Source organism: Pseudoclavibacter sp. RFBI5 (genome assembly GCF_002931395.1).
Taxonomy (GTDB): domain Bacteria; phylum Actinomycetota; class Actinomycetes; order Actinomycetales; family Microbacteriaceae; genus Pseudoclavibacter.
In genome coordinates, this window is the sequence record NZ_PSYA01000012.1 from 1 (window position 1) to 16,444 (window position 16,444).

The following is a 16,444-nucleotide window of genomic DNA, read 5'->3' on the forward strand; positions in this document are numbered from 1 at the left end:
GGGCATCATCCTGCTCCTCGCCTTCAGCCTTCGACAGGGGCAGGGGCGGACGGGAACACTCATCCACGACCGCAGCTCGGACACGGGACGCACCGTCGTGGACGTGTCCGTCGCACGCGATGCCCTCGCTGACGCACTCGGCGAACGTGATGAGTTCCTCTCGACCAGCGTCTCGGCGTACTCGGTGAAGCGGGCCCCCATGCTCAAGGTCTCGGCGACCTGCCGACGTGGTGTCTCGCCCAGGGACGCGACGGCGATCGTCGAGCAGAACCTCGAGGCGCTGGATTCGCTCCTGGGCCAGGAGGTGCCGGTCCTGCTGCAGCTGAGCGGCGGATTCCGCGCCAAGGTGCAGCAGTCGACGCGCCTCCAGTAACCACGACTCCCCACCGCGGCACCCCGATTCCGAGGAACCGCACCCCCAACAGAAAGGAACTGCCATGAGCGCAGGAGACAAGATCAAGAACGCAGCAGAAGAGTTCGGCGGCAAGGCCAAGGAAGCCCTCGGCAAGGCCACCGATAACGACAAGCTCGTCGCAGAGGGCCAGGCCGACCAGGCCAAGGCCAACGTGAAGCAGGCGGGCGAAGACGTCAAGGACGCCTTCAAGAAGTAGAGCTCATCATGACGCAGAAGCGGCAGCCGACCGAGTCGGCTGCCGCTTCTGCGTGCCCCGCGTCAAGTCAGATGTCCCAGCTGACGGATCCGTAGTAGTTGTTGAACCCGCCTGGTGTCAGGGTGTTTCGCACACAGCTGTCGACGGCGGTGATCTTCTTGCCGGCAGCCGCGTAGGTGTTGGCTGCGTTGTTCAAGGTGATCTGGCAATTCTGCAGCGTGCTGCCGTAGATCATCTGTCGGTGCGTGGCGGCACTTGCAGCGGGCGCGAGGGCAACCCCCGCACCCCCGACGAGTCCGAACGCGATCACGGCGGACGCGAGCTTCTGGCGCAGTCTCATGACTTCTTCCTCTCCTCGGTGGACCTGTGATGACCCCGTGGACCAGATCCACGACAAGCGGGCTGGTCCACACGACCTGCCCCAGCCTTCACCGCCAGCGTGAGAGTTCCCTCAATCAGAGGGCGCGAGGTCAGCGCCGTACAGCACTTGTCCACCGCGTGAGCTCAGCCGCGAGCGCTGCGGGAGCGTCCAGCTGGATCAGGTGGCCTGCGCCGTCGATGAGGGTGACCGAGGCGTTCGGGATGAGCGCGCCGAGCCGCTGCGCCCGGTCGCTCGGGATCCAGGTGTCCTCGCGCCCCCACACGATGTGCACGGGTTCCGTGAGGGTGCCGTAGCGCGGTTCGACCTCCGCCGTGAAGCGCTCGTCGGCCTGCGCGATCTGCCGGTAGAACGCCGCCTGCCCCTCCGCATCCGCCCACGGATCCACGAGCATGGCGAGGTCATCCGCGCTCAGGCCCTTGTGGCTGGCTCCGCGGATGTACGCCTCCACGGCGCCGCGATGCACCGCGGGCGGCAGCTGCTCGAACACCGCGGCGTGCTCTTTCACGAGGTTGAAGAACGGCGAACCCCACGGCGAGAGGGCGACGACGTCGACGAGTGCCAGCGACGCGTACGCGGCCCCGTGGAGCAGTCGAGCACGCAGTGCCACCGCGCCGCCGAAGTCGTGGGCGACGACGTGCGGCCGGTCGAGGCCCCAGGATTCGAGCAGCTCGGCGAACAGCTCGCCCTGCACGCCGAGGTCGACGGCATGCGACGGGTCCTTCGACGAGGAGCCGTAGCCGGGCATGTCCCACAGGTAGACGGTGAACTGCGCGGAGAGGGCCTCCGCGATCGGCCGCCACAGCGCCGACGACCACGGGGTGCCGTGCAGGAAGACGAGGGCTGGCCCTTCCCCGAAGCTGTCCCAGCGCACGGTCCTCCCGCGCCAGGAGAACACGTTGGGCAGGCTCTCGTCGCTCATCATCCAACGATTGTGTCAGCCGCGCGAGCGGCCCCGGTTGTGACGGCGAGCTGGCGTCCCGCTCGAAGGCGGCACGCCAGCCCTCCGCCTCAGAGGTTCGCGGCGAGCCTCGTCCACGTCTCCACGACGCTGTCCGGGTTGAGCGACAGCGAGGAGATGCCACGGTCGAACAGGTACTGGGCGAGTTCGGGATGGTCGCTCGGCGCCTGCCCGCAGATGCCGACGTAGCGTCCGTGCTTCGTGCAGGCGTCGATCGCGAGGTCGATGAGGCGAAGCACCGCGGGGTTGCGCTCGTCGAAGCTGTCGGAGATGAGGCCGGAGTCGCGGTCGATGCCGAGCGTCAGCTGCGTGAGGTCGTTCGAGCCGATGGAGAAGCCGTCGACGAGCTCCAGGAACTGCTCCGCGAGGAGCGCGTTGGAGGGCACCTCGCACATCATGATCACCTCGAGGCCGTTCTGGCCGCGGCGCAGCCCGTTCTCCGCGAGGCGCTCGACAACCGCGCGGGCCTCCTCGACCGTGCGCACGAATGGGATCATGACCTTCACGTTCGTGAGCCCCATGTCGTCCCGGACGACCCTGATCGCCTCGCACTCGAGCGCGAACGCCTCGGCGAAGTCGTCGGAGATGTACCTCGCGGCACCGCGGAAGCCGAGCATCGGGTTCTCCTCGACGGGCTCGTAGCGGGCACCCCCGAGCAGCCCCGCGTACTCGTTCGACTTGAAGTCGGAGAGCCGCACGATGACGGGCTTCCCGTCGAACGCGGCGGCGAGCGTCGCGACGCCCTCGGCGAGGCGGCGCACGAAGAAGTCGGCGGGAGAGTCGTAGGCGGCGATGCGCTCGTCGATGGCGGCGCGGATGCTCGCCTCCTGGTCGTCGAGCTCGAGCAGCGCACGAGGGTGCACGCCGATCTGGCGCGAGATGACGAACTCCATGCGCGCGAGCCCCACGCCGTCGTTCGGCAGGGCGGCGAGCGTGAACGCGGCGTCCGGGTTGCCGACGTTGAGCATGATCTTGCCCGGCAGCTCCGGGAAGGAGTCGAGTTCGATGCGCTCGACCTCGATGGGGAGGATGCCGGCGAGCACGGCGCCCGTCTCGCCTTCGGCGCACGTCACGGTGACCTCGTCGCCGTCAGCGAGGCGCTCGGTCGCATCTCCCGCCCCGACCACGGCGGGCACGCCGAGCTCGCGGGCGATGATCGCGGCGTGACAGGTGCGGCCGCCGCGGTTCGTGACGATCGCGGATGCGCGCTTCATGATCGGCTCCCAGTCGGGGTCGGTCATGTCGGCGACCAGCACGTCCCCCGGGCGGAACTCGCTCATCTGCGAGGGGGAGGTGAGCAGGCGCACGACGCCAGCGCCGATGCGCTGCCCGATCGCCCGGCCTTCGACGAGCGTCGCGCTGCGCTCCAGCAGGCTGTGCCGCTCGAGCGTGCCGGCAGATCGCCGCGAGACGACGGTCTCCGGGCGGGCCTGCAGGATGTAGATGCGTCCGTCGATACCGTCCTTGCCCCACTCGATGTCCATGGGCCGCCCGTAGTGCTCCTCGATCGCGAGCGCCGCCTCGGCGAGCTCGGTGACCTCGGCGTCGGTGACGGAGAACTGGCGCTGCGCATCCGGTGCCGTCTCGACGAACTCGGTGGTGCGCCCGACGCGGGTGTCCTCCGTGAAGACCATGCGGGTCGCCTTGCTGCCGACTCGACGCGACAGCACGGCGGGCCGCCCCTCGCGGAGCGTGCGCTTGTGCACCGTGAACTCGTCGGGGTTGACCGCGCCCTGCACGACCCCCTCGCCCAGCCCGTAGGCGCTCGTCACGAACACCGCGCCGTCGTAACCCGACTCGGTGTCGACGCTGAACATGACCCCGGCTGCGCCCTCGTCGGAGCGCACCATGCGCTGCACGCCGACGGAGATCGCGATGCCGGTGTGCGCGAAGCCTTGGTGCACGCGGTAGGCGATGGCGCGGTCGGTGAACAGCGACGCGAAGACCTTGCGGGTGGCGGCGAGCACGTTCTCGATGCCCGCGATGTTGAGGAACGTCTCCTGCTGCCCCGCGAACGACGCGTCCGGCAGGTCCTCCGCGGTGGCGCTCGAGCGCACCGCGACGAGCAGCTGGCCGTCGGTCTCGGCGTCCAGACGGGCGAAGGCTTCGCGCATAGCTGCTTCGAGCTCCGCGGCGAGCGGGGCGGCCTCGATGCGAGCGCGGATGCGGGCGCCGACGATCGCGAGGCGCGCCACGTCGTCGACGTCGAGGCCCACGATCTCACCGCGGATCCACGCGTCGATGCCCGTCTCACGCAGGTGCCGGTTGAAGGCGCTCGCCGTCGTGGCGAAGCCGTCCGGCACACGCACTCCGGCGTCCGTGAGGTTCGCGATGAGCTCGCCGAGCGAGGCGTTCTTGCCGCCAACCTCGGGGATGTCCGAGAGGCGCACCGCGCTGAAGGGGAGGACGTACGCCTCGTTGCTCGCGGATGCGTCTGCGGAGGTCGGGGGTTCGTGGAGCAGCGTCATGGTGAGTCCTTGAGTGTCGTCGTTGACGGTTGTTGACGGGATGAACTCAGTATTCGTCGCGAACTAAGCACTCTTTCGTGGAAATACGTGTAAAGAAGTGCTGTTCTTGCGCTAGCGTCATGCCATGCCCGCCGACGTGTACACCGCCTCCGTGCTCGGAGCCCGCATCCGCCACTACCGCTCGCTCGCGAAGCTCACCCTCGACGACCTCGCGGCACAGCTCGAGACGAGCCCCAGCCGCATCTCGCTCATCGAGAACGGACGCCGCGAGCCGAAGCCCTCGGAGCTGCCCTCCTTCGCGAGGGCCCTCGGGGTGACGGTCGAGGACCTCGTGCGCGCCGAGGCGCCGAACAGCCGCGCCGCGCTCGAGCTCGAGCTGAAGCGCGCCCAGTCGTCCCCGCTGTTCGCGGGGCTCGGTCTCCCCAAGCTGCGCGGGGGCAAGGGCATGCCAGACGACACCCTCGAGACACTCGTCGGCCTGCACCGGGAACTCGAGCGACGCGCACAGGCCGCCTCTGCGACGCCCGAGGAGGCGCGCATCCGCAACACACAGCAGCGGGCGTGGATGCGGGAGCGCAACAACTACCTGCCGGAGATCGAGGCGGTCGCCGAGGAGCGCCTCCGCCAGGTCGGGCACGTCGCGGGGGCGCTCACGCACCGCGAGGTGCACCTCATGGTCGAGCAGCTCGGCCTCGAGATCGTCTACGCCGACGACCTCCCCCGTTCCACGCGCAGCATCACCGACCTCGAGAACGGGCGCATCTACCTGCCGCCGGAGTCGATCCCGGGCGGCCACGGGCTGCGATCCATCGCTCTCCAGGCCGTCGCCCACCGCATCCTTGGCCATACGCCCCCCGATTCGTACGCCGACTTCCTGCGCCAGCGGCTCGAGATCAACTACTTCGCGGCCGCCTGCCTCATCCCGCGCACGCAGGCCGTCGACTTCCTGAGCGCCCGCAAGAAGGACCGCGACCTCGCCGTGGAGGACTTCCGCGATGCCTTCGGCGTCACCCACGAGGCGGCCGCCCTGCGCATGACGAACCTCATGACCGAGCACCTCGGGATGCGCGTGCACTTCCTGCGCGTCGGCGCCGTCGGGGAGGTCTACAAGGCCTACGAGAACGACGATCTCCCCCTGCCGCTCGACGTGACCGGCGCCGTCGAGGGGCAGATCGTCTGCCGCCGCTGGGGGGCGAGGCGTGCGACGGAGATCGAGCACCGCACGACCGAGTTCTGGCAGTACACGGACACGCCCGCCGGCACGTTCTGGAGCACCATCCAGACGGGCAGGTCCGCCGAGGGCGCCTTCTCGATCACCTTCGGGGTGCCCTTCGACGACGCGAAGTACTTCCGCGGCCGCGACACCGAGAACCGCCAGGTGTCGCGCTGCCCCGACGAGACCTGCTGCCGGCGGCCCGACCCGACCCTCGCGGCACGCTGGTCCGGGCGCGCCTGGCCGAGCGCCCGCCTGCACGCGCAGATCCTCGCATCCCTCCCCGCTGGCCGGTTCCCAGGCGTCGACGACAGCGAGATCTACGCTTATCTGGAACGCCACGCGCCCTGATCTCCGGGCCGCGAGCACTCCCCCGCACGACAGATCGGAGCACGACGATGACCCACGCTGAGCACCTCGACGACCTCACCCTCGAAGAGAAGGCGTCCCTGACGAGCGGCGGGAGCTTCTGGTCGACGAAGGCGGTCGAGCGGGTCGGCATCCCGGCCGTGACGCTGACGGATGGGCCGCACGGGGTGCGCCTGCAGCGGGAGGGCGGCGACCACCTCGGCCTCGCCGACAGCGTCCCTGCGACGTGCTTCCCGCCCGCCGTCGCGCTCGGCTCGAGCTGGGACGCGGACCTCGTCCGCCGCGTGGGTGTCGCGCTCGGCGAGGAGGCCAAGGCGGAGGGTGTCGGCGTGCTGCTCGGCCCCGGCATCAACATCAAGCGGTCCCCGCTGTGCGGGCGCAACTTCGAGTACTTCTCCGAGGACCCGCTCGTGAGCGGCGTCATGGGCTCTGCCCTCGTCGGCGGCCTGCAGAGCCAGGGCGTCGGGTCGTCGCTCAAGCACTTCGCCGCGAACAACCAGGAGACCGACCGGCTGCGGATCAGCGCCGACGTCGACGAGCGCCCCCTCCGCGAGATCTACCTGCGCGCCTTCCAGCGCGTCGTCACCGAGCAGCAGCCGTGGACCGTCATGTGCTCCTACAACAAGATCAACGGCGTCTACGCGTCCGAGAATCACTGGCTGCTCACCACCGTCCTCCGCGAGGAGTGGGGCTACGAGGGCCTCGTCGTCTCCGACTGGGGCGCCGTCGACGACCGCGTCACCGGCATCGCGGCCGGGCTCGACCTCGAGATGCCGGCCAGCGGCGGGCGCACGGACGCTCAGCTGGTGGATGCGGTGCGCTCCGGCGACCTCGACGAGCAGCACGTGACCACCGCCGCCCGCCGCGCGCTGGAGCTCGTCGACAAGATCGTCGCGGGCGCAGACGCATCCGCCAGCTACGACGCGGAGGCACACCACGCGCTTGCCCGCGAGGCCGCCGGGCGCAGCATCGTGCTGCTGAAGAACGAGGGCGAGCTGCTGCCACTCGAGCCCGCTTCGAGCGAGAGCATCGCGGTGATCGGCGAGTTCGCGCGCACTCCCCGCTACCAGGGCGCCGGCAGCTCGCTCATCAACCCGACCCGGCTCGACGACGCCCTCACGGAGCTGAGCCGGGTTGCCGGCGACCGGGTCCGATTCGCGCCCGGCTTCACGCTCGACGACTCCGGCGACGCCGACGCGCTGCGAGCGGATGCGGTCGAGGCCGCCGCGAGCGCATCCGTCGCGCTCCTCTTCCTCGGCCTGCCCGCGCACGAGGAGTCCGAGGGCTTCGACCGCGCGCACATCGACCTCCCCGCCGACCAGCTCGAGCTGCTCGAGGCCGTGCACGCGGCGAACGAGCACGTCGTCGTCGTGCTCTCCAACGGCGGCGTCGTCCGCACCTCGACGTGGCAGCACCTCGCCCCGTCGATCGTCGAGGGCTGGCTCCTCGGGCAGGCAGGCGGCGGCGCGATCGCCGACGTGCTCTTCGGCGTCGTCAACCCGTCCGGACGCCTCGCCGAGACGGTTCCCGTGCGCCTCGAGGATTCCCCGGCGCACGTCGGGTTCCCCGGCGCGTTCGGCCACGTGCGCTACGGCGAGGACATCTTCGTCGGCTACCGCGGCTACGACGCGCGTGCAAGCGAGGTCTCGTTCCCGTTCGGCCACGGCCTGTCGTACACGAGCTTCGCCTACGAGAACCTCGCCGTCGAGGTCGACGACAGCGGTTTGCGCATCCAGGTGGATCTCACCAACACGGGGAGCAGGGACGGCCGCGAGGTCGTGCAGGTCTACACGGGCCTCCCCGGCTCCGCCGTGCCGCGCGCGACGCGCTCGCTCGCTGCGTTCGCTGTCGTCGAGGTGGCTGCCGGCTCGACGGTCCCCGTCACCATCGAGGTGCCGCGCTCCGAGCTCGCCTACTTCCACCCGATCGCCGGGCAGTGGACGGTCGAGGGCGGCGAGTACCTCGTCGAGGTTGGTGCCTCGAGCCGCGACCTCCGCGCCTCGACGCAGGTAGCGGTCGCGGGTGACGAGCTCGCGCTCCCCCTCGACGAGACCTCGACGATCGCCGAGTGGCTCGACGACGAGCGGGGTGGCCCACTGCTGCGCACCGCACTGCTCGAGGGCGACAGCGGCCTGGCCGGAATGCTGGCCGACCCGGAGATGCTCAAGATGCTCGGCTCCATGCCGCTCGGGCGAGTAGCTGCGTTCCCCGGCAGCCCACTCGATGAGGCGGCGCTCGGCGGGCTCGTGCAGAACGCGAAGGGGTAACAGAGAGCGCAAAGGGCGAGCGGAGCGCCGGCGACGTGCCGGTTCGGGGATCCCGGACCGGCACATCGATTCAGGCGGGCAGCACCGCCCGGACCTGCGCGCGCACCTGCTCGACGAGGTCGTCGTCGGACAACGAGGCGTTGATCGACGCGGCCATGGTCGTGAACATGATGGCGGAGACGACCTGCGCAAGCGTGCGCGCGGTGTCGTTCGTGGCGGCGGTCTCCCGCTCGATGACGTCGGCGACCAGGTCCTGGGTCTGGCTCGTCAGTGCCAGCGCCTCTGCATGCCGAGGCTCTTCCGGGTCGCCGAAGACCATCTCCCGCAGGTAGGTTCGCCCGTTCTCGATCTGCTTGCGGTTGCACGCGACGACGGGGCGAAGCACGGCAAGCACGCCGTCGAGCGCGCCGGTCGTCTCGGCCACAGCCGCCCGACCCTCCTCGAGCGCAGCCTCGTACATGGAGTTCTGCACGAGCAGCAGCAGCTCGCCCTTGGTCTTGGCGTAGAGGAACAGCGTTCCGGTGCCGATGTCGGCGCGGTCCGCGATCTCCTGCGTGGTGACGTCATCGACCCCGCGCTCGGCGAAGAGCTCGCCAGCAGCCGCCGTGATGCGCTCGAGCTTGTCGAGCTTGTTTCGCTCGCGGCGACCCATCGGACGGACGTCGGTGGTCATCCAGATCTCCTCCGGGAATAATTCGTGAGCATGCTCAGTTATGAGTTTAGTCGCTAAGGTGTGGGTTCGGTACCCGTGCCGATTCTTCCACGCCGCCGCAGCTCCCATCCGCTGCCCGGAGGTCCGCGACAACCCACCGACTAGAAAGAGCCCCACATGCCTTCACTCAACGGAGCAGCTGTCCTCGTCACCGGCGCGAACGGGGGCATCGGCACGAACTTCGTCCGCGAGGCCCTCGCCCGCGGCGCCGCCAAGGTCTACGCCACGGCCCGCACGCCACGAACCTGGGACGACGAGCGGGTCGTGCCCCTCGCCCTCGACGTCACCGACTCGGCATCCATCGCCGCCGTCGTCGAGGCGGCGCCCGACGTGACCGTGCTCATCAACAACGCCGGAGCCTCGGTCTCCTCCCCGGGCATCCTGTCGCACAGCGACGAGGAGATCCGGGCGAACGTCGCGACCAACTTCCTCGGACCCGTCTTCCTCGCGCGCGCCTACGCGCCGCTCCTCTCGAACCGTGAGGGCGCAGCCATCATCGACGTGCACTCGGCACTCAGCTGGTACGCGGTCAACGGCATCTACAGCGCCGCGAAGGCCGCACTCTGGTCGGCGACGAACTCGCTGCGCCTCGAACTCCAGCCAGCAGGCGTGCACGTCGTGGGCGTCCACGTCGGCTGGGTCGACACGGCCATGGCCGCGCACACCGATGACCCGAAGACCGACCCGGCCGTGCTCGTCTCGAAGGTCTTCGACGCGACCGAGGCAGGCGAGTACGAGGTGCTCGCCGACGAGACGTCGGTGCAGCTGAGGGCAGGCCTCAGTGCCCCGCTCGAAGCGGTCTACCCGCAGCTCAGCCGCGCGACCAGCTAGCGGCAGAACCGCAGAGTGGTGTGACGTTCGAGCCCAGCGGACATGCCAATCTCCAAGATTCAGTGGAGCACTGGCCGTAGCAGGCGCCGGAAGGAGGAGTCGTTCGCGCAGGCTCCGCCCGAAAAGGCCTGATCCACGAGCGGCGGTCACACCTCGGGATCGGGGGGTGATTTTCCGGCGAGTGCGTTTCGCATGCGCCTGACGGTTCCGAAACCGGACCCTCTAGCAGCCATCTCAGCGGCGACGCCATCTGCGATCAACCGCTCAGCGAGGCGCACTCTTGCGCGTCGAAGATAGACCGACGGGGTCTCGCCAGTTGCCGCGAAAGCGCGATAGAGGTGCGGCTGCGAGACCCCGAGCGCGGTCGCCATCGAATACACCGTGGTCGCCGCATCTCCCGCGAACAGGGCCACATACTTCACGGCCTCGTTGTAGACACGAGCGAGTTCACTGCTCGCGCTCGACATCGTTCGAAGTTCGGTATGGGTAGCGAGCGCCCAAATCAACGCCTCAACGGCCAGCCCAACCCGCTTGAAGGCGGCGTCCTGCACGCTCGCTCGACTGCTGAGAATGGAAGCGGAGGCATCGATCAAGATCTGCAGGTACGTCGCCGATGCAGCGGCAGCGCTCACATAATTGTCCGTGACCGGTTGGGGGCGAGGGAAGATCACGAGCAGATTACTGACCGGCACGTCGGCACTCTTGCCGACGAGGTCTTCGGGGTTCGCGAAGAGCACGCGACCGGGCGTGAGTCTCTCCTTGACCCCCGCAACCTCGACCTCGACCTCACCCTCGAGACATGCCAGGAGCAACCGAGCGGCTCCCCCCGCAAACACCCGCGGGACCACGTAGCGGAACGACGCTGCCGTGTGTCGATATCGACTCAGCGCGAAGGTCTCACTCTTCACCACGTCACCATGCAGTTCGAAGCCCTCACCGGGCGATTGAATGTGCCAACCCCAGGCTCGCGCCGTCTCCACCGCAGCCTGACCAACCTCATCGACGGAGAGGGACATCGTCCGCGCGAGCCCTGCGCACCCTGCACCCTGGTGCGCGTCGAATCCGGGGCTGTTGGGCTGTCGAGACACAAACACTCCATCCGTCGGACGTCAAAGGAAGAGCTCACAACTGAAAGCGACGCATCGGGCAGCAGCGTTCGTGGCGGTTGCTCGGCTCAAAGATGAGACGAACGTGCGGGCTCATTCGTCACGTTATGGGACATCGGCCAGTGCCAATGCCACGAAACACCCGGATAAATCCTGCTTCGGCCCTGGAAATAGCGGATCACAACAGATCGAAGCACCCGACAGAATGATTTCGGTCAACGCTCAGAACGGAAATGGCATTGAGCACCAACTGGCCACAGTTGAACATCAAAAAACCTGATCAAAAGGCATTTATTGACCGGCCCATTCAATGAGAAGGACCGACCCTCACACTGCACCGAGAAAGCGGTCTATGCCTATGCTCACTCCGCGGCTGTGAGTTCACTTCAACATGTGCGCCGCACGTCAACTGCCTTGCCCCCGCACTGAAGAAAGTAGTCCTCCATGCCTTCCCCCGAACAGCAATCCACCGTCACCCGCCGATCAATCGTCCAAGGCGCTGCCTGGTCCCTCCCAGTGATCGCGACGGCGGTCGCCGCACCTGCGTACGCCGCGTCGAACTGCATCCCGGCGGCGAATGCTGGCCAGTACGCCTACACGATCTCCAGCACCGGTGCTCGCAACTTCCCTCGCGACAACGGCCTCGGCTCAGGTGAGTACTACCGCGTTCCCACCAACACCAACATCGCCATCACGACCACCTTCTCGTACACCGGCCCGCAGCCACTCCCGGTCGGATCACGAATCACCGTGAGCTACGCGGATGGCGCGCGCCAGATCACCCTCGGCCAGACATCCATCAGCGGAGCTCCCGCCGGAAGCCTCACGGCACCCGCTTCGCAGACTGCGACCTCTCCCTCGATGGTCTACACGACGACGCAGCCGATTCCGGCGAACACCACGATCACGATCACGAGCTTCGCTCGATCTGCGAACTCCATCAACGGCAACGCGGACTACCCGCTCGCACGAGTCACCCTCCCCAACTCGTGCAGCGGCACATCACTCAGCTCCCGCCTCGTCGTCAACGGACGCTCGCAGAGCTCCTCCGCGACCCAGGGCTCCGGCACCCCGCTCTGGTACTACAACATCTTCAACGGCTAACCACCCTTCAACCAGCGCCGCACCAACGCGGAATGCTGGCCACGGCCCACCTCACTCAGCGGCACCGGTTGGGGAACCTCGTGCGGACCGTCGCATGCGGCACACGCGTCAGGGGACAAAGTGCGCGCAACGTCCAGCTCGGTGAGGTGTCCCGCGGTGGCTTCCGACAACGCACTCGTTGGAAGCCACCGCCATCCTTACTCCCCTCTCGATGAGCGAGAACGCCCCTCGCTTGAGCCGCGCGCAACGAAGCAGACGACTCGAAGGCGTCTCGACGACTAGCAGGTCCACTAGCCGCAGGCCTCGGCCGCAAGATCCGGCACCTACCTATAAATGCCTCGCGTCCAATGTTCCCCGCATCGGGACGGTCGAGGGTTCGCGTGCTGTTGTTCTGTGGGTCTAGGACTGTCCACCCGCTGCAATCAGCGGGTGAGGAACTCGACGGCGACCGGGGCGAACTGGTGGTGGTACTGGAAGATGCCTCCGTGGCCCGAGTCGGAGTACATGACGAGCTCGGAGCCGGCGATGCGCCTGTGCAGGTCGTTGGAGAGCACCGACGGCACCATGCGGTCGTTGTCGCCGTTGGCGATGAGGGTCGGCTGCGTGAGGGTCGAGAGGTCGGAGGGCGCGGAGCGTCCGTAGCGCTGGATGGCCCCCAGCTGCGTCTGGAACGCCTTCGTGCTGATTGACTTGTCGCGGTCGACCGTGCGCTCGGACAACCGGGCGACGAACGCCTTCGCGGCCCGCTTGCCACGGTCGTCACGATTGAAGAAGAGGAACTCCTTGATGTCGGAGCGGGTGAGGATGGAGCGCACGAGGTCGAGGTAGGTGACGCCGACGACCTTGTCCATGTCCTTGCCGCCGCGCGGACCGGTGCCCGTGAGCACGAGCCGGCGCACGAGGTCCGGGTGCTTGACGACGAGGTCCTGCGCGATCATCCCGCCCATGGAGAACGAGAAGATGTCGACCTTGTCGTAGCCGAGCGCGGTGATGAACTCGTACGCGTGGTCGGCGGCTTCCTCGATGGTGCCGGGGACGACGCCCGTCGAGGCGCCGACGCCGCGCTGGTCGAAGGTGATGACGTGGCGCTTCTCGGCGATGGGGTCGACGATGCGGGGGTCCCAGTTGTCGAGCGTGGCCGCGAGGTGCACGAAGAAGATGACGGGGATTTCCTCCTTCGGGCCCAGCTCCCGGTAGGCGTAGCTGATGCCGCCCACGGTGATGCTCTTCGCCGGGGCGAGCGTGTAGGAGGTGACGACGGGCTCATTGGATGCAGTGCTCATGATGTTCTCTCTTGGAACTTTGAGGGGGTTGGTGGGGTGTGGCCGCCGATGGTCAGCGGCTGCTGATGACTGCCTTGCCGCGAATGCCGCCGCCCCTCAGCGACTCGAGCGCGTGCACGGTCTCGTCGAAGGGGAAGACTCGTCCCACTGTGGGCTTGATCGCTCCACGCTCGACGAGCGCGGAGATCTCACGCAGCTGCTCGCCGCTCGCGCGCATGAAGAGGAAGCGGTAGTCGACGCCGAGGCGTTTCGCCTGCTTGCGGACCTTGCCGCTGAGCCCGGCGATCGCAAGGCGCAGCACGGGGTTCAGGCCGGCACTCCGGGCGAAGTCGGGGGTGGGGGGACCGGAGATGCCGACGGCGATTCCGCCGGGCCCCAGGATGCGGAGCGACTTCTCGAGGTTCTCGCCGCCGAGGCTGTCGAGCACGAAGTCGTAGCCGCTGAGGAGCTGCTCGAAGTCCTCGTTGCGGTAGTCGATCGTGTGGTCGGCGCCGAGCTCGCGAGCGAACGCCGCGTTGGATGCGCTGACGGTGGTGGCGACCTCAGCTCCGAGGTGCTTCGCGAGCTGGATCGCGATGGATCCGACTCCGCCCGAGCCGGCGTGGATGAGGACCTTCTGCCCACGCTGCACGTTGCCGATCTCGACGAGCGCCTGCCAGGCGGTGAGGGCGACGAGCGGGAGCGAGCCCGCCTCTTCCATGGAGATGGAGGACGGTTTGGGCGCCACATCCGCTTCGTCGATCGCGATGCGCTCGGCGAACGTGCCGATGCGGTGGTCGCGAGGCCTCGCGTAGACCTCGTCTCCCGGACGGAACCCGCGAACCGCGGCGCCGACCCGAAGCACCGTACCGGCGACATCGTGCCCGAGGGTCAGCGGCAGCTTGTACGGCAGGATCTGCTTGAACTCGCCGATGCGGATCTTTTCGTCGAGCTGGTTCACGCCGGCGGCCTGCACCTGGACAAGCACGTCGTGCTCTCCCATGATCGGCTCCGGGATATCGGCCTCTCGCAGGGGCGTCTTGTAGGTGGAGAAGGTGAACGCTCGCATGGGTGGGACTCCGGATTCGGGATCGCGTTGGTGAATCGCCCCGCATTTTGCCGAGCGTACTCAATTCTGAGTTAACTCAGTAAGTGTGTCAACCAGCCTCATCCAGGGATCACCGATCCCTGGATGAGCGAGCCCTGAATCGAAGAAGATCGACCCAGCAGAGTGGTTCCAGCAGCCAGACTGCACCTTCGCCTCACCGGCGGAGCGATCTCGACATCGACACCACTCAGGAGCATCCCGTGCCCAAGAACCGCGACATCCCAGTCCCCTCCCTCACCGGCCAACTCGCCCTCGTCACAGGTGCGAGCGACGGCATCGGCATCAACATCGCCGCCAGGCTCGCCCGTGCCGGCGCGACGGTCATCATGCCGGTCCGCAACCAAGCCAAGGGCGAGAAGGCAGCCGCGCGCATCCGAGGCGCGAACCCGGACGCGAAGCTCGAGCTGCACCAGCTGGACCTCTCATCGCTGGCATCGGTCTCGACCCTCACCGATGAGCTCGTCGAAGACGGGCGCCCCATCAACATCCTGATCAACAACGCCGGGGTGATGACACCACCCGAGCGACGCACCACGAGCGACGGCTTCGAGCTGCAGTTCGGCACCAACCACCTCGGCCACTTCGCCCTCACGACGGGCCTGCTCCCCCTCCTCAAGGAGGGCAAGGCGCACGTCACGACGCAGATCAGCATCGCCGCCAACCAGGGCGCCGTGCACTGGGACGACCTGAACTGGGAGCGCAGCTACAGCAGCATGGGCTCGTACAGCTCGTCGAAGATCGCGACCGGCCTGCTCGGGATGCACCTGCACCGCCTCAGCGAGGCGAACGACTGGGGCATCCAGAGCAACCTCTCGCACCCTGGCGTCTCACCCACGAATCTCCTCGCCGCGCAGCCGGGCATGGGGCGAGCCAGCGACACCACCGAGGTCAAGATCATCCGCCTCCTCTCGCGGGTCGGCATCACCGGCACCCCGCAGAGCGCCGCCCTCCCCGCCGTCCTCGCTGCCACGAGCCCCGACGCGAAGGGTGGCCGCCTCTACGGCCCGAAGGGCCCAGGCCACATCGGCGGCCGCCCGGCCGAGCAGACGCTCTACTCGCGCGTCGCGAGCGAAGCGGATGCACGCCGCCTGTGGGAGCTCTCCGAACAGCTCGTCGCCGAGCACGTCGCCCGCTAGCCTCGCCTCATGGACAGAGCCCAGCTCGCCGACTTCCTCCGCAGCCGCCGCGAGGCGCTCCAACCCGAGGACGTCGGCCTGACGAAGGGACCCCGCCGACGCACGCAGGGGCTGCGGCGCGAGGAGGTCGCAGCACTCAGCGACATGTCGGTCGACTACTACAGTCGCCTCGAGCAGAGCCGCGGCCCCCAGCCGTCGGAGCAGATGCTCGCCGCCATGGCCCGTGGCCTGCGGCTGACGGCCGCGGAACGCGACCACCTCTTCCACCTCGCCGGCCACCAGGCACCGCGGCGCGCCATCAGCGGCGAGCACGTGGCCCCCGGCCTCATGCGCATCCTCGACCGCCTGGCCGACACCCCGGCGCAGGTCATGACGGCCATGGGCGAGACGCTCGTGCAGACACCGGCCGCGCGTGCCCTCTTCGGCGACGAGACCCGCTTCGTCGGCAACGCCCGCAGCGTCGTCTACCGCTGGTTCACGGCGCCCAGCGCCCGCGACGTCTACCCGTCGACCGACCACGAGAAGCTGTCTCGAGCGTTCGCCGCGGATGCTCGCAGCTTCGCCGCCCAGCAGGGTCCAGGCTCTCGAGCGCAGCGGGTCGTGGATGCGCTCCTCGCCGAGAGCCCGGAGTTCGCCGCAATCTGGGCCGACCACGAGATCAACGCGACGCACGAGCTCGAGAAGCGAGTGCAGCATCCCGAGCTCGGGGTCATGAAGGTGCACTGCCAGTTCCTCATCGACCCCGCGCAGCACCAGACGCTGCTCGTGCTGACGGCCACGCCTGGCACGGAGAGCTACGACCGGCTGCAGCTGCTCTCGGTCATCGGAACGCAGCGCCTCACCGCCGACGCCTGACTCAGGCGCCCGGCGTCCGGCACCCGGCGTCCGAACGCCCGGCGTCCGGCGCCCGGCACCCG

At 68.3% G+C, this 16,444-nt stretch carries 14 protein-coding genes and 1 pseudogene; 8 read left to right on the forward strand and 7 right to left on the reverse strand.

Annotated features, from left to right (window positions below; translation table 11 throughout):
- Window positions 1-373: pseudogene (locus C5E06_RS19395) on the forward strand (hypothetical protein); the annotation flags it as partial.
- Window positions 374-437: 64 nt separating this feature from the next.
- Window positions 438-611, forward strand: coding sequence for a CsbD family protein (locus C5E06_RS15075; RefSeq protein WP_104243312.1), 174 nt, complete (start codon window positions 438-440; stop codon window positions 609-611).
- Between the two features lie 67 nt (window positions 612-678).
- Here C5E06_RS15075 and C5E06_RS15080 read toward each other — a convergent pair whose 3' ends face one another.
- The 3 genes from C5E06_RS15080 to ppsA form a co-directional block, all read right to left on the reverse strand.
- Window positions 679-951, reverse strand: coding sequence for a hypothetical protein (locus C5E06_RS15080; protein ID WP_104300030.1), 273 nt, complete (start codon window positions 949-951; stop codon window positions 679-681).
- A gap of 130 nt (window positions 952-1,081) precedes the next feature.
- The gene (locus C5E06_RS15085) at window positions 1,082-1,915 is read right to left on the reverse strand and encodes an alpha/beta fold hydrolase (protein ID WP_104307452.1); all 834 of its coding nucleotides are present in this window, start codon (window positions 1,913-1,915) and stop codon (window positions 1,082-1,084) included.
- A gap of 86 nt (window positions 1,916-2,001) precedes the next feature.
- The gene (ppsA, locus tag C5E06_RS15090) at window positions 2,002-4,419 is read right to left on the reverse strand and encodes a phosphoenolpyruvate synthase (RefSeq protein ID WP_104307453.1); all 2,418 of its coding nucleotides are present in this window, start codon (window positions 4,417-4,419) and stop codon (window positions 2,002-2,004) included.
- Between the two features lie 124 nt (window positions 4,420-4,543).
- Here ppsA and C5E06_RS15095 point away from each other — a divergent pair, with 124 nt between their 5' ends.
- On the forward strand, window positions 4,544-5,983 hold the full coding sequence (locus C5E06_RS15095; protein WP_104300036.1) for a helix-turn-helix domain-containing protein: 1,440 nt from the start codon (window positions 4,544-4,546) through the stop codon (window positions 5,981-5,983).
- Between the two features lie 47 nt (window positions 5,984-6,030).
- A complete protein-coding gene (locus C5E06_RS15100; RefSeq protein ID WP_104307454.1) occupies window positions 6,031-8,268 on the forward strand; it encodes a beta-glucosidase in 2,238 nt (745 codons plus the stop codon).
- A gap of 70 nt (window positions 8,269-8,338) precedes the next feature.
- Here the strand turns inward: C5E06_RS15100 and C5E06_RS15105 are convergent, their stop codons facing one another.
- Complete coding sequence (locus tag C5E06_RS15105) at window positions 8,339-8,941, reverse strand: TetR/AcrR family transcriptional regulator (protein WP_104307455.1); 603 nt, start codon at window positions 8,939-8,941, stop codon at window positions 8,339-8,341.
- Window positions 8,942-9,097: 156 nt separating this feature from the next.
- On the opposite strand from C5E06_RS15105, the gene C5E06_RS15110 reads away from it, so the two are divergent.
- The gene (locus C5E06_RS15110) at window positions 9,098-9,811 is read left to right on the forward strand and encodes an SDR family oxidoreductase (RefSeq protein ID WP_104307456.1); all 714 of its coding nucleotides are present in this window, start codon (window positions 9,098-9,100) and stop codon (window positions 9,809-9,811) included.
- A gap of 146 nt (window positions 9,812-9,957) precedes the next feature.
- On the opposite strand, the gene C5E06_RS15115 is transcribed toward C5E06_RS15110, so the two are convergent.
- A complete protein-coding gene (locus tag C5E06_RS15115) occupies window positions 9,958-10,827 on the reverse strand; it encodes a helix-turn-helix domain-containing protein (RefSeq protein WP_146081104.1) in 870 nt (289 codons plus the stop codon).
- A 534-nt stretch (window positions 10,828-11,361) separates the two neighbouring features.
- Between C5E06_RS15115 and C5E06_RS15120 the strand changes: the two genes are divergently transcribed.
- Window positions 11,362-12,021, forward strand: a complete 660-nt coding sequence (locus tag C5E06_RS15120) for a hypothetical protein (RefSeq protein ID WP_146081399.1) — start codon at window positions 11,362-11,364, stop codon at window positions 12,019-12,021.
- 422 nt (window positions 12,022-12,443) lie between these two features.
- Here the strand turns inward: C5E06_RS15120 and C5E06_RS15125 are convergent, their stop codons facing one another.
- Window positions 12,444-13,304: an alpha/beta fold hydrolase gene (locus C5E06_RS15125; protein ID WP_104307459.1), complete on the reverse strand. Its 861-nt coding sequence runs from the start codon at window positions 13,302-13,304 to the stop codon at window positions 12,444-12,446.
- A 52-nt stretch (window positions 13,305-13,356) separates the two neighbouring features.
- Window positions 13,357-14,352 (reverse strand): NADP-dependent oxidoreductase, encoded by a 996-nt coding sequence (locus C5E06_RS15130; protein WP_104307460.1) that lies wholly within the window; start codon window positions 14,350-14,352, stop codon window positions 13,357-13,359.
- A 239-nt stretch (window positions 14,353-14,591) separates the two neighbouring features.
- On the opposite strand from C5E06_RS15130, the gene C5E06_RS15135 reads away from it, so the two are divergent.
- Both C5E06_RS15135 and C5E06_RS15140 read left to right on the forward strand, forming a co-directional pair.
- Window positions 14,592-15,527: an SDR family oxidoreductase gene (locus C5E06_RS15135; RefSeq protein WP_104307461.1), complete on the forward strand. Its 936-nt coding sequence runs from the start codon at window positions 14,592-14,594 to the stop codon at window positions 15,525-15,527.
- Between the two features lie 9 nt (window positions 15,528-15,536).
- Entirely contained in the window at window positions 15,537-16,382 is an 846-nt protein-coding gene (locus C5E06_RS15140) for a helix-turn-helix transcriptional regulator (RefSeq protein WP_104307462.1), read from the forward strand.
- Window positions 16,383-16,444: the final 62 nt, after the last annotated feature.